The sequence below is a fragment of the Pseudomonas rubra genome, assembly GCF_028656935.1.
Lineage (GTDB): Bacteria > Pseudomonadota > Gammaproteobacteria > Pseudomonadales > Pseudomonadaceae > Aquipseudomonas > Aquipseudomonas rubra.
In genome coordinates, this window is the sequence record NZ_JAMDGZ010000081.1 from 24,929 (window position 1) to 37,195 (window position 12,267).

The window sequence follows — 12,267 nt, forward strand, 5'->3', positions numbered from 1 at the left end:
TTACTCCTCTGCCCCAGCAGCTGAATGCATACTCACGTCCATCCCTTCGGTACCGGCCGCTTCTTTGCTCTGCTCTTTTTCGTGGACCGGCCGCCCGCGGTTCATGCCTTCGTACTTGTCGACGATGGACTGGAACTGCTCAGGCGAGGCCACGCTGTACAGCGCGACTGGATTGTTTTCGCTCGTTTTGGCCAATGCCGCGTATTCAGCCGCATCCAGCTGTTTCGGCGATTGCTTGACTTCGTTCACCCATGCTTCGAAATCAGCCTGGGAAGTGGCGGTTGCCTTGAACTTCATACCGGTGAAACCGGCGCCGCTGTAGTTGGCGGAGATACCGTCGAACTCACCGTTCTCGTTGGCGATCAGGTGCAGTTTGGTGGTCATGCCAGCCATTGCGTAGATCTGCCCGCCCAGGCCCGGAATGAAGAACGAGTTCATCACCGAGTCGGAGGTCACGCGGAAGTTGACCGGGGTGTTGGCCGGGAAGACGATCTTGTTGACCGTGGCAATGCCTTGTTCCGGGTAGATGAACAGCCATTTCCAGTCCAGGGCGACCACGTCGATCTGCACCGGCTTCACATCGGAAACCAGCGGACGATACGGGTCCAACTCGTGGGTGGTTTTGTAGGTCACGTAACCCAGAGCGATGATGATCAGAACCGGGATGGTCCAGACCGCCACTTCGATCTTGGTCGAGTGCGACCAGTCAGGCGTGTAGGTCGCAGCCTTGTTGGAAGCGCGGTACTTCCAGGCAAACGCCAGAGTCATGAAAATGACAGGAATCACCACCAGCAACATCAAGCCGGTAGCGATCAGGATAAGGTTCTTTTGCTCAATGCCGACCTGGCCCTTCGGGTCGAGCAGGGTCCAGTTGCACCCACTGAGTAAAAGCATGCCTAAAAAGGGCAGAATGCCAAACAGTCTGGGGTAACGCTTTTTACTCATCTCACGACCTCTAGAGCAGCTTGCTTCAATGCAATTTGTGTTTTGGTCGCCAACACTTCGTCCTGCCAAGCGTTAGCATTTATGGGATCGAATACGGTCATGCCTTGAGGCCAGCTGCGGCGGCTCGGCATAAACCAGGTATTGCGGTGTTTATTATTTTGACTTCAGTAGGCAACGGGCCTGTCTTCAGACCAATTCCATTTGGTGCGGGAAATCACGGAGGGGGGTCAGCCCGGCATCGCCGCAGGCGATGCTCGTCAGAGTCAGCGAAAAGAGCCCTGAAGCTCCTTTAATCCTGCGACTCACAAGCGGTGCCGAACGGAAATTGGGGGCGATTGTAGATAGGTAACCTATCGTTGACTATGACTTATTGAGCAACAGTCTTTTACCGTTTATGTAATAATCGCGCGCTAAAAATCAGTTTCGCGACAGTTTGTCGCACCCCTTCCAATACCCCTGAAGCGCCCGCTCTACAAGGGCTTTAACTTGATCAAAATCAAGTTTGGTGCGACAAACCTGGCAAATTTCATTGCACAATGGGCTTGCGTCAATACATGACTTTTGTCTAAGCCTGACGGCGGTTGCGGTAGATGCCCAAAGGCACCAGAACGGCGGTCAGTATAAAGGCTACAAGTGCCCATTGTGCCAGGGACAGGCCCATGACCGGTGGGTAAGGGGTGGAGCAGAAGCCATCGACCTGGAACACCAGCGGCAGCACCGAAGCCAGTGGCAGGCCGTCGACGATCGGTTGCAGGGTGTCGATGCCGCAACTGATCGCAGGATTGGCCAGGACATACACATGATTGCCGGCGGCAGCGATGCCACCAATGGCGCTGAGCACCACAAGGCCTTCGAGCAAGGTCAGGCTGCGCTTGCCGGGCATGGCCGCCCCGATGAAGGCAAACACCGCGATCAACAACAAGGCATAACGTTGCAGGATGCACAGCGGGCATGGCGCCTCGCCCAGCACCACCTGCATGTACAACGCACCACCGATAAGGGCCAGGCAGATCACCCCCAGCAGCACCAGAAAGCGCCGTTCCCGATTCAGGTGCGATGTTTGCTCGTTCATTGCTAATCCTTCGTAGACTGGATGGCTCGACTGCCGATGCGCAATTCTACACGCTGAAGCAGACCATAGAGAGCGGCAAAAGTGCCGCGCCAGGCCGCGTGGAGAGTGACGCAAAGCAGAATGTTGATTTGCCACTATCTTAGTCCTGTGGATTACCCTATCATTAACACTGTACAAATAAACAGTATCGAATACATCGATTACCAAAGGCATGTGAGGTGATGAATGGCCGTCGAAGTGGTATACCGCAGCAGCCGCGACCTGGAGCGCTTGTTTGTCGGTTTGCGGACATGGGTAGTGCCCAGTTTGGTGACCTTTCGCGACGAATTGACCTATAACTTCCACCCTATCAGTAACCTACACGCCAAGAAGGAGAAGAACGATCCTTCGAAAACACTTACCCCTGCCTAGTTTTTTTGCTGCTCCCCTGCCCAGTTAGCGTCTGGAAGCTGTGGGGCATGGTTTCACATGATGAATTGGCCAGCATTCGCGTTGAACGCATGCTCTTTACTACACACTGGACAGACGACGAGGCCAGAATGGCAGTTGAAACTCTTTATCGCAGTACCCGAGATCTGGAGACTACGTTTGTGGACCGCAAACTCGCTGATGCGCATGATCAAATGCTTGAGCTGGCGGAGCTTCTGACGGACACCTTGATAAAGCATGTGCCGGGAATTTCTGAGAAGCACGCAGAGGATGTAAGTATCTACATGGCAAAGAATCGCAGCGTGTTCGCAGCAGCCTTCAAAAATAATGCGAGTGCTTTGAGCGAGCTTTCTGAAGGCACAGGTGCCGACAACTGAGATAGGTCAGAGGCTTAGACGGTGACTGATCATCGATAGGGATAGGCGTTTTGAGCTGATACACAATGAAGCTCCAGCGTGGGATTCAGCATTGTTTCAATTTTTCACCACGTGTGGCACGGCTGCTTCCTGGCCGTGTCGAATTAGCTACACCCTCAAATCGATACCAAGCAACCGCGCCTCAACGGAGCCGCACCGGCGTGAGTATGGACGTAGGAGAGCAAACTACGACTTGCCTAGCGCTCCGTGTCAGAGCGACAAAGGTTTTGAGCTGTCACCGACTCAGGATACAGACTCACCGACACGTCCGCCTCTATCGATTCTGTGCGAAGGACTGCTCACATGTCTTCCATTACTGCTCTTGATGCTCAGGGCCAGCGGCTGCTGGCGCTCCTAGTAGCCAAACTACCCTCCGTAAGGCCTGCAAACCCGCAAACCTTCATCGGCTACAAGGAAGTGCACGACCGTCTCGGCCTACCTCAGCTGCGAGAAAAATTTGGCGAAAGCCTCAAGGTCCAAGGACTCGTTTCTCTTGCTGAATGGACGCATGAAACTGGCAAACCAGCGATCACCGGCCTGGTGATTGATCGCAGCTCATTGATGCCGGGCAAAGGCTATTTTGAGTTGTTTGGTCGACAGCCTGAGGACTTTGCCTGGTGGAGGGAAGAAATTGAAAAATCGAAAAGCTTCGATTGGTTGCCATTTCTCCCCCAGGAGACTGTTCCAGAGCCGCCTGCGGCCGTTGATATTGAAGGTTCAACTGATCGCGCAGAAGTAACAACTTATCGGATCATTCGCGACACATTGCTGGCACGGCGAGTCAAGCAACTACACGACTACCAATGCCAACTCTGCGATCACACGATCATACTGCCTGATGGGAGCCGGTACGCTGAAGCCCATCATGTTCAGCCACTGGGAGCCCCCCATAACGGACCGGATATATTGGAGAACATCGTCTGCGTATGCCCGAATCACCACGCCGAGCTTGATTACGGCGCGCGCACTCTCAACCAAACCGACCTCCGACCAGCAGAGGGGCACTCTCTTGGAGACCGCTATCTGGCATACCACAATACGAACGTCCACAAAGCGCCTTAGGCACCCGCGAACAGCGAGGACCCCGTAACATGACCACACCTACCGAATTGGATCTCCTTGCCTTTTCGTTTTTTCGTGAATTCGCACGCTGCGAGTATTGCCTCAAGGCCGTTGGGCTTCTGGAGGGCTCCCCAAATAAACCACAGGCCGACTGGGGCACCTTCGCAGCAGAGGTGATAGCAGTTTTTGACGTGCCACCGAATGCGGAAACTGAAGGCGCGATCCAGTACTACCTTACTCATCCCCCTAAAAAACAAGTGGTTTTAGACGGAGTACTCAGTTGGTCGGCGACGCTTCCCAACCATCAGAGCTAAGCAGAACTCGTTCTGCGCCTCGTGTGCAGAGTGAGGAACAACTTGTTCCATGGAGGGAAATTCAACGGCCACTGGTTTGAGCCACAAAGGAGCGAGGAGTTGCTTCATCGAGGGCTGGTAATCCTACGAGCGGTAGTCTCAGGCCACTCCAAGGTTCGCGAAGCCTATGCGAATAGGGCTGACTGATCGGCTTTGATGACCGTCCACTCTTGGCCGGTTAGCGACGGTCTGGCTTAGACCGCCGCTATGCATGATCAAACCTCGGTCTGTTCTGCCATCTCCAGAGCGTCATCGACCTCAATCCCCAAATATCGAACGGTGCTTTCCAGCTTCGTATGGCCGAGCAGCAGTTGAACCGCTCGCAGGTTCTTCGTCCTGCGATAGATAAGCGATGCCTTCGTACGTCTCATCGTATGAGTGCCATACATGGCTGGATCAAGGCCAACGGCCTTCACCCAGCCTTTGACGATGCGAGCGCACTGCTGAGTGGATAGATGGTCTGAGGTATGCAGTCGGCTAGGGAAAAGGCAGTCCTCGCTGCGTAGCTGGGCCTGATGTATCCAAGCCGCGACAGCGGACCGTGTTTGTTCAGTAATCTCGAACTGGACTGGCCGGTGCGTTTTCTGCTGCATCACCATGACTCTTGAGGACACCTGTTCGCCATGGGCAACGTCGCGCACACGGAGCTTGGTTAAGTCGCAGGCTCGAAGCTTGCTGTCTATGGCCAGATCGAAGAGAGCCAGGTCACGGGTTCTCTCTCCAATTTGAAGCCTTACTCGGATCGCCCAGATATCTCTCAGTCGGAGGGGGGCTTTCTGCCCGACCAATTTTCCTTTGTTCCAGGGCTGACGGCCGCAGGTTACGATGATGTTCATGGCAAATCCTCCACGTGTGGGAGGACAAGGATGGTTAACCAGAGCAGCGGTCGCTGACCGGCCGGAAGCGGACTGAGGAGCGGTAAATAAATCTTCCCCTTTTCGCGGCCCCTTTTCGTTGGTTTTGCGAAGCGAACCCAAAAGAAAGAATGCGGTGAGTCAGGCACTCTTCGACTGCTGGTTTTGGGGCTGCTTCGCAACCCAACGCGGGACAAGCCCGCTCGCCACAGGTTACTTGTTGCCTGTTCTACCTAAATACCTTGAAAGGGCTGCATCTAACTCGCAGCCAAAAAGCTAGGACAAATCAGCGACAGGGCTGACGCTACTGTCTCGTTCTGCGATGCTCAACACCGCCGGTAGCTGCTGCTCGACAGGTAACTCGGCGGTCTTATCAAGAAGTTCATCCAAGTCGAAAACGGCCATTTCGACATAGCGTTTTATGCACATCCGCTCATAGGAAACGCTGCGAATACCGTCCAGTACCAGCCAGTTCAAGAACAGTGCGCCCATACCCAGCACCACGATCACCGAGCCCTTGCCCCATGTGAACAAAGGCGTGGCTTTAATAATTTCCGTGCACAACGCGATCATCAGCGCGATCAGAGAGGCGAAACTCAGGTTCTGGGATAAAGCAGGCCTGGCGGGTTTTCCGGTCAGGCCAGCATAAGCTGACAACTCGCGTAGTTTCTCAACCGTGTAGCCTTCCTTGCGCAATCCCTCCAGAAAGAAGGCATAACAAAGGGTGTTTTCCCTTTCTAGGCTCGGCTGGTGGTCAATCGCGTGATCTGCAAACTGCTGCGGGTAAACCATGCGCAATGCTTTAAGGCGCGTGACATAGAGCAGAAGAGCCCAAGGAGCCAGTGCCATGTAGGTGTAAGGAATCAGCGTAGGGTTCTTGATGCCGAACATTGCGAACACAAAAAGCAATGCGGTTGACCCTATCGCTGACCACATTGGCCATAACTTGCGAGCATTGTGGAGTTTAAATATGTGTTTATTGGGTTGTTTGCGACTGATTTTATAAAGGGCCTCGAGTTGAGCCCATTCCTTGAGTTTCATTATCCATCCTTATTTTCAAAGTCGTGATAACCGAGCGATACAACGTTGCCCGCAATTGCCACTGCTGACAACCCACAGCCAAAAAAGACGATCGAAAGGCGACAGATTTATTTTTCTATCACTATCCGATTTTGGCCGATATCCGCCCTTCGCGAACGGCCGCAATGGGTCGGAAGCAGCCTTTCGGGACTGACCGCTAACGACCCAAAGCCGACTGTCAACTGGGACAGTAACGGCCAGCGCACCTCTCCTATCCAGGGAATGGTATATCCCATGGTCTTTTCCGTCTTCGGGCTGGTCCTGCTCTTCCCGGAGCTCCCTCAAACCGGCCGTGGCGCGATCCTTTCGCTTGCCAAGATCGGCTGAATCGAAGGTGTTGGAATGGCAAAGAACCCACTGATCGCATCGCTAGGACAATCCCTACGATTTGTAAGAACCCAGAAACGCCTGAAGCATGAAGATGTATGCGGGGAGACCGGACGGTGCTACCTCAGCAAACTAGAAAAATGGCTCAAATCGCCGACGCTGGATAAATTTGATCAGTTGGCGACCGCGTTAGATGTTCACCCAGTGACGCTTTTTGTCCTGACCTATACAAGCCAAAATGGACCCGATCTCACAGACATACTAGGCCAAGTCTAGGACGAGCTAGACCAACTGCACGGAGTTAGTATCGAGTACCCCTGAAGCGGCCAAGCTGCCCTCCAGCTGAATCTGACGCTCACTCCAGCCATGCTTGCGTGTATGTTACGGGCAATTCACGGTTTACCAGCCCTCCTACTTACAGATGGGGCATTCGGAGACATTTCAGTTGGCCTGCTTGTTTTCACCTTCATCTTCGTTATTTTGAAGATTGAGTTCTCAATTGATTGGAAATAAAGCAAAAGGAGAAGAAAATTAGAGTTAATAAAGTAAGCCTGAAATGCGAGTGCAATGGTGTCAATTCTCTGGGATTTAAGACGGCAGACCACTGAAAGAGGTTGGAATGCTCGCTGTAGACTTAGCGTAGTAAAAGAGACTCCCCCGCCAATTCGAAGAAGCCCCGTATCAGGGAGCTTTTTTATTCTCTGCCTACTGCTAACCAGCGCTATAAAACTGGCTCAACAGCTGCATAAATGCCCATGGGTTCTAAGACCATTACCACCTATTGTAACCATGGCCGTTTGGCGAGGTAGTCTAATATGTGGGCAATGGGTACACAGTCGACGCTGGTTTGAAATCGACCTATACGTACCACCAGGATGAAGACTATTACCCCCGGAGCGAACCCATAGTAGCACATCAGCTTTATTCAGCAGATGACGATAAGCAGCAGAGTTATGCTCGGAGCCGTGATGGGGAGCAGTTGCGATTACCGTGTTTGGTACCCCCGCAGGCCATTCCAACCAACTTTCGGCGTAATTGATACCATCGCCCAGCGGTGAATCACCAGTAAATACTATGCTGATGGGCTGTGACGACTGGCCTGAAGAAGGTGGTGAAACGAAGACCAAGCATTCTTCATTCACCGGGGTCAACCGATAGAGATATGTCAAACCAAGTGGAGGTGGTGGTGGACTAACAAGCTCTACAGAGTTAAGGGGAATTAGGACATTTTTCTCACCGCCAAAAGCTATGCCAGTTTTAGCAAACTCACCGAAGTCAAACCAGCGCACTAACGCATTGTGTCGATGCGCCTGTAAAGCTATCTTACGGATTCGCTCCGCAGTGTCTATCAAACCAACCCAAAAAACGGCAGCCTCACGAGGAACTCCTCCAGAGATATACATCGTCCAAATGTGGTGTCGACCGCGATTAAAGGCTTGATGGGCTTCTCTCCAAGTCAATTCACCCCGATACCCATCTCCGAACCATTCCTGAGGAAGACCTACGTTTTCCTTACGCTCGCTGTAATGTGGGATAAACGTGTCCCGACTAGATACTGATTCCCGATACTTGCGCCTCTGATTGCTAACAGCCTCATGCAGATGCTCGTTAAGCCGATCAACATCCATATTCCAGGTTTTTTCTGCCTCCCAGTTATCCAAGGTCTCAATTAAATCATCCACCACAGAACCAGGATCGGTGATTAAATCTGGTAATGACTCAGCCCAAGAGCCCGGCAACCAAAACTCACCAACCGTAACTCTTGAATTATCTAGAAAGTCGACGAGCCCTCCAGCATGATCCATATCTGCATGAGTACAGACCACAATATCCAAATGATCTATATCAAAATTTGCAAGCTGGTATAAAAGACGGGCACTACCGCTTCCGCCGTCGACCAGAATCTGATGCCCTGAGCGATTTAGCAAAAATGCATCACCCCCCACGGGTAGCGCGACAAGACAATCATGCATACTAAAACCTTCCGCCCATCCAAATCAGTGACACTATACGACCACTAAATTACTGTACTTTTGACAACCACATCGATCTAGCCGCATGTATTGCCAACCCGCCAACAACACCCAGCGACGCATCGCCGTGAACCACCTGAACAGTTGAGAAGTGGCGCCTCACAGCCTGTTCGATGTAGGGGGCCCTTGACATCCCACCAGTCAAGAATACGACCGTAGGTCTGCTGTGAGCAGTTTCTTTACTTACCTGACTGAGGAGGTCATCAAAAGAGCGCAGAAACCTTTCATATCCACACTCTAGATCAGATGTGGTCGCACTAGCTTGCAACCCGCTCTCAATGTAATCGAGCGAAACCCCCGCTTCTGCGTCATTGCTTAGAGCCACCTTCAGCAGTTCCACATCCCGATTCAACCTGACCGTGACGCCGTTACGTTGCAAGGTGAGCAGACGCTTTTGAAATGGTGCAGGTACCCCAGTCAGCTTTGTGTCACGGAAATCTTTTTGCCGGTTCAAGTCACTGACCATAGCGGCATTCACATAGACTGGGGCCAGCAAGCTGCACTGACCTTTACCAAAAATGGGCATCACTGTGCGCAGTGACAGACCTAGGTCCACATCCGTGCCCCCCTTGGCCAAGCCCCAAGTTTCTTCGAGATGTGGAACCTCAGTGTGCCCGCCAACCAGTCCAACCGTGATGTCGGTTGTGCCGCCCCCCACATCAACAACGAGGGTGCGGTTCGCATCTGGGGATTGGGCGTGATAGGTGATGGCCGCGGCCGCAGGCTCATGCAGAAAATCTACAAACTTGAATCCTGCTCGCGCGGCAGCTTCTTCAAGGAGCCTTACAGCTTGATTGCTCCCCTCTGGGCCCATCGAGCTGCGGAATAGAACCGGTCGACCGATGATTGCCTCTGTCACATCCACTCCTAGCTGGTCACTCGCGGCCCGCCGGATATGGCATAGAATATTCGAGACGATCTGCAAGATTGCCTCACGCTGAGGGGCTCCAAGCTTGAAACCGAGCATGGACTTTGGAGATTGAATGAGCCGTCCAGCCTCGTATGAGAAGAACTCTTCGATTGCCTCCTCACCAAATACTGCGGACTCATCTATGCTGACTGAACTGGTTCGCCCCTGGTCAAGCTGCTGTTGTACCCAATCCCGCTTGGCAGCGGCCAACGTCGCTTTCTTAATCGCCTCTGGGGATGGTGGAACGGGCTTCTTCAGAGCGGAGAGAGCAAGGGATATTTGTTCCTTGGCCCCCTCCTCTGTCAGATCGCCGTCTTTCGCCAAGGTGCGGTAGTAAACGCGAATTTTACTAGCTGCCTCTTCGTAATCTCCCATCGCCTTTGAGTGGGCAATGGAAGCACTGGCCTGGTTGCTGACCACCGCCTGATCGTAGGCAGTGTCATCAAACAGGGTAGTGTCGACTGGCTTTTCGGGCATAAATACCGCAGTCCGAAATTGGCTATTGCCGCGGAAGGAGATATGTCGCACAACCCCATCAACATAGGCGGCGGCTGCGGTGTAGCTGGTACCGAAATCAATCCCAATACGCATTCTAATCCCTTATTGTGCGGCTTTAACCCAAGGCCTGAGCCCATGAAGGCAACGTTCAGGGCAATATGCTATCACGCACGTTCGAGGCTGCTCAAAGCTCTTCAGGGATTGCCTTTCAGGCTACAGCTTTCTGTCCGTAGCAGGATTTAAAACACTGTCCGATACTGCTTGCAGCCGTCAACCTATAAGCTCGGCTAGAGCCGTTTCGGAGAATACTGGGGCATTGTTATGCAGCCGATGTTGCCATCGCCAGGAGGATTTCTCGCGAATTCTCAATGCCGATGATGCGATGCCGTGAAAACACCTCAGCCAACACTTGCTGGACGATGCGGTCGCTGGGATCGTTGAAGAGAGGCATGACGATTGCTGAGTTGCCCGTGTAACAGTTGATGTACGAGGCGCAGATTTAATCCCTGGTTGACAGTCGAAGCTTCTTTCCACTTGGTCCAATCCTTCAGCTTCAGCAGCAGTCCATTCGAGAACTTTAGGCTGAGGTAGCTTATGGATCTGAAGGGTGTTACCGCGCGCATGACGGTCGTGCCGGGCTAATGGCGAATACACCGCGGTGTCACTGACCTATAGCAATAATTAGCGGCCTATGGCTATGCTCCGCTAATTAGACTCATGCACAGCCCGATCTACGTTGAGCGGTGCATAAGGGCACAAGCATTGCGATAACTCCCAAGCGCGGGGCCCGTACCGCCCGCCTAATGCGGTTTTTTGACTACACCAGGGCAGGTTCATGAGCGATTACGACAAGTATAAAGAAGATGTGACCGACGATATAGAAACCTGTATCGAGGTCATGGGGTGCCAGCCGATACTATTTGTCGGGGCCGGGCTCACCAAACGGTACCTCCAGGGGCCCAGCTGGGAAGAGCTGCTTTTTATGCTAAGTGAAAGATGCCCTGAGATAGACAAGAAGTTCGCATATTACTTACAACGACACCCGAATCTTGTTGATATAGGAACCGTGTTTTCAGAGAAATTCAACGATTGGGCCTGGAGTGGAGGGGAGGCTGAATTTCCAGCTGAGCTGTTCGGGGCTGGCAACGAATCAGACATCTATTTCAAACACTCTGTTTGCGATATATTCAAGAAATTACTCGAAAATTCTAACTTCGACGGCAATGATGAAATCGAGCTTCTGACTAAGATACATCCTCACTCTATCATCACGACAAACTATGACTGTTTCCTAGAGCAAATTTTTCCAGATTACGCCCCCATCATAGGGCAGCAGATACTTTACGCGAACCACGCTAGTATCGGCGAAATATTCAAAATCCATGGTTGCGCGACCGACTCAAAAAGCATAGTTATCACAAGGGAAGATTACGAAAACTTCCTTAGAAAGAAAAAATACCTAAGCGCCAAAATGCTTGCTTTTTTTGCCGAGCACCCACTAGTGTTCATCGGCTACAGCGCAGAAGACCCTAATATTAGAGCAATACTCTCTGACATTGATGAGATCCTCTCCGAGAACGGTGAGTTAATCCCAAACATCTATCACTTGGAGTGGTCCAGCAAAGAAGTAATCGGCTACCCAAGACGAGAAAGGCTGATATCTGTATCAGAAAACAAAAGCATCCGTATCAAAAGTATTGTTGCGCATGACTTCAGCTGGGTCTATCAAGCATTCGGTGCTAACCAAGCCTTGGAGAATGTGAATCCAAAGCTGCTTCGAGCACTGCTAGCGAGAACCTATGAACTTGTAAGGTCTGACATCCCTAAGAACCCGATACAAGTTGACTACACAGTCCTTTCGAATGTATCAGAGTCCGAAGGAGCATTGGCCAAACTCTATGGTATAGCCGACGCGTCAGATGGATTAGCCTTCAACGCTAACTTCCCGCATACACCTTCAACCCTGGGCGTGAGCTTAGGCTTCAAAGGGTGGCATGATGCCAACAAGCTTCTCGAAATTCTCAAGACAACCACAGGTGTGGACATAAAATCATTTGATAATAAATATCACTGTGCAGTAATGAAAGGAAATGTAGTGCAGGCTCACAGGTATTCGAACCTACTGCGCATTTTGCTCGAAAAAATCAGGGATGGTGAAGAGTACACCCTAGATCTACCTGCCGCATAGCTATCGAAAATAGCACACGACCCAAGATCTTCTCCCTAAGTGGGAGAAGATCTGTGCGAGCAAAAGGACAGACTAGATATAGGGGTTATGCCGAGATAAA

At 51.9% G+C, this 12,267-nt stretch carries 10 protein-coding genes and 1 pseudogene; 4 read left to right on the forward strand and 7 right to left on the reverse strand.

The annotated features are described in order from the left end of the window. Positions 1–945, reverse strand: coding sequence for a ubiquinol oxidase subunit II (gene cyoA / locus M5G17_RS26765; protein WP_045188200.1), 945 nt, complete (start codon positions 943–945; stop codon positions 1–3). A gap of 565 nt (positions 946–1,510) precedes the next feature. Next, on the reverse strand, positions 1,511–2,017 hold the full coding sequence (locus M5G17_RS26770) for a disulfide bond formation protein B (protein WP_273895869.1): 507 nt from the start codon (positions 2,015–2,017) through the stop codon (positions 1,511–1,513). Between the two features lie 539 nt (positions 2,018–2,556). On the opposite strand from M5G17_RS26770, the gene M5G17_RS26775 reads away from it, so the two are divergent. The 3 genes from M5G17_RS26775 to M5G17_RS26785 all read left to right on the forward strand — a co-directional run bounded on the left by M5G17_RS26775 (position 2,557) and on the right by M5G17_RS26785 (position 4,238). Continuing rightward, positions 2,557–2,823: a YebG family protein gene (locus M5G17_RS26775; protein ID WP_273895876.1), complete on the forward strand. Its 267-nt coding sequence runs from the start codon at positions 2,557–2,559 to the stop codon at positions 2,821–2,823. 342 nt (positions 2,824–3,165) lie between these two features. Next, positions 3,166–3,924, forward strand: coding sequence for an HNH endonuclease (locus tag M5G17_RS26780; RefSeq protein ID WP_273895870.1), 759 nt, complete (start codon positions 3,166–3,168; stop codon positions 3,922–3,924). Between the two features lie 29 nt (positions 3,925–3,953). Next, positions 3,954–4,238, forward strand: coding sequence for a hypothetical protein (locus M5G17_RS26785; protein ID WP_273895871.1), 285 nt, complete (start codon positions 3,954–3,956; stop codon positions 4,236–4,238). A 254-nt stretch (positions 4,239–4,492) separates the two neighbouring features. Here the strand turns inward: M5G17_RS26785 and M5G17_RS26790 are convergent, their stop codons facing one another. The 5 genes and pseudogenes from M5G17_RS26790 to M5G17_RS26810 form a co-directional block, all read right to left on the reverse strand. Continuing rightward, positions 4,493–5,113, reverse strand: coding sequence for a tyrosine-type recombinase/integrase (locus tag M5G17_RS26790; RefSeq protein WP_273895872.1), 621 nt, complete (start codon positions 5,111–5,113; stop codon positions 4,493–4,495). Positions 5,114–5,407: 294 nt separating this feature from the next. Continuing rightward, on the reverse strand, positions 5,408–6,172 hold the full coding sequence (locus M5G17_RS26795; protein WP_017148239.1) for a hypothetical protein: 765 nt from the start codon (positions 6,170–6,172) through the stop codon (positions 5,408–5,410). Positions 6,173–7,272: 1,100 nt separating this feature from the next. Next, a complete protein-coding gene (locus tag M5G17_RS26800) occupies positions 7,273–8,511 on the reverse strand; it encodes an MBL fold metallo-hydrolase (RefSeq protein WP_273895873.1) in 1,239 nt (412 codons plus the stop codon). 49 nt (positions 8,512–8,560) lie between these two features. Continuing rightward, on the reverse strand, positions 8,561–10,072 hold the full coding sequence (locus tag M5G17_RS26805) for an Hsp70 family protein (protein ID WP_273895874.1): 1,512 nt from the start codon (positions 10,070–10,072) through the stop codon (positions 8,561–8,563). 194 nt (positions 10,073–10,266) lie between these two features. Continuing rightward, positions 10,267–10,621: pseudogene (locus M5G17_RS26810) on the reverse strand (agmatine deiminase family protein); the annotation flags it as partial. 193 nt (positions 10,622–10,814) lie between these two features. Here M5G17_RS26810 and M5G17_RS26815 point away from each other — a divergent pair. Continuing rightward, positions 10,815–12,167 carry an SIR2 family protein gene (locus tag M5G17_RS26815; protein WP_273895875.1) on the forward strand — a complete coding sequence of 451 codons (1,353 nt, stop codon included), beginning with the start codon at positions 10,815–10,817 and terminating at the stop codon, positions 12,165–12,167. The last annotated feature ends 100 nt before the right edge of the window (positions 12,168–12,267 follow it).

What these genes read in the sequence shown, in the direction of transcription:
- cyoA (WP_045188200.1), bottom strand. Translation starts at nt 945, where the DNA reads ATGAGTAAAAAGCGTTACCCCAGACTGTTTGGCATTCTGCCCTTTTTA.
- M5G17_RS26770 (WP_273895869.1), bottom strand. Translation starts at nt 2,017, where the DNA reads ATGAACGAGCAAACATCGCACCTGAATCGGGAACGGCGCTTTCTGGTG.
- M5G17_RS26775 (WP_273895876.1), top strand. Translation starts at nt 2,557, where the DNA reads ATGGCAGTTGAAACTCTTTATCGCAGTACCCGAGATCTGGAGACTACG.
- M5G17_RS26780 (WP_273895870.1), top strand. Translation starts at nt 3,166, where the DNA reads ATGTCTTCCATTACTGCTCTTGATGCTCAGGGCCAGCGGCTGCTGGCG.
- M5G17_RS26785 (WP_273895871.1), top strand. Translation starts at nt 3,954, where the DNA reads ATGACCACACCTACCGAATTGGATCTCCTTGCCTTTTCGTTTTTTCGT.
- M5G17_RS26790 (WP_273895872.1), bottom strand. Translation starts at nt 5,113, where the DNA reads ATGAACATCATCGTAACCTGCGGCCGTCAGCCCTGGAACAAAGGAAAA.
- M5G17_RS26795 (WP_017148239.1), bottom strand. Translation starts at nt 6,172, where the DNA reads ATGAAACTCAAGGAATGGGCTCAACTCGAGGCCCTTTATAAAATCAGT.
- M5G17_RS26800 (WP_273895873.1), bottom strand. Translation starts at nt 8,511, where the DNA reads ATGCATGATTGTCTTGTCGCGCTACCCGTGGGGGGTGATGCATTTTTG.
- M5G17_RS26805 (WP_273895874.1), bottom strand. Translation starts at nt 10,072, where the DNA reads ATGCGTATTGGGATTGATTTCGGTACCAGCTACACCGCAGCCGCCGCC.
- M5G17_RS26815 (WP_273895875.1), top strand. Translation starts at nt 10,815, where the DNA reads ATGAGCGATTACGACAAGTATAAAGAAGATGTGACCGACGATATAGAA.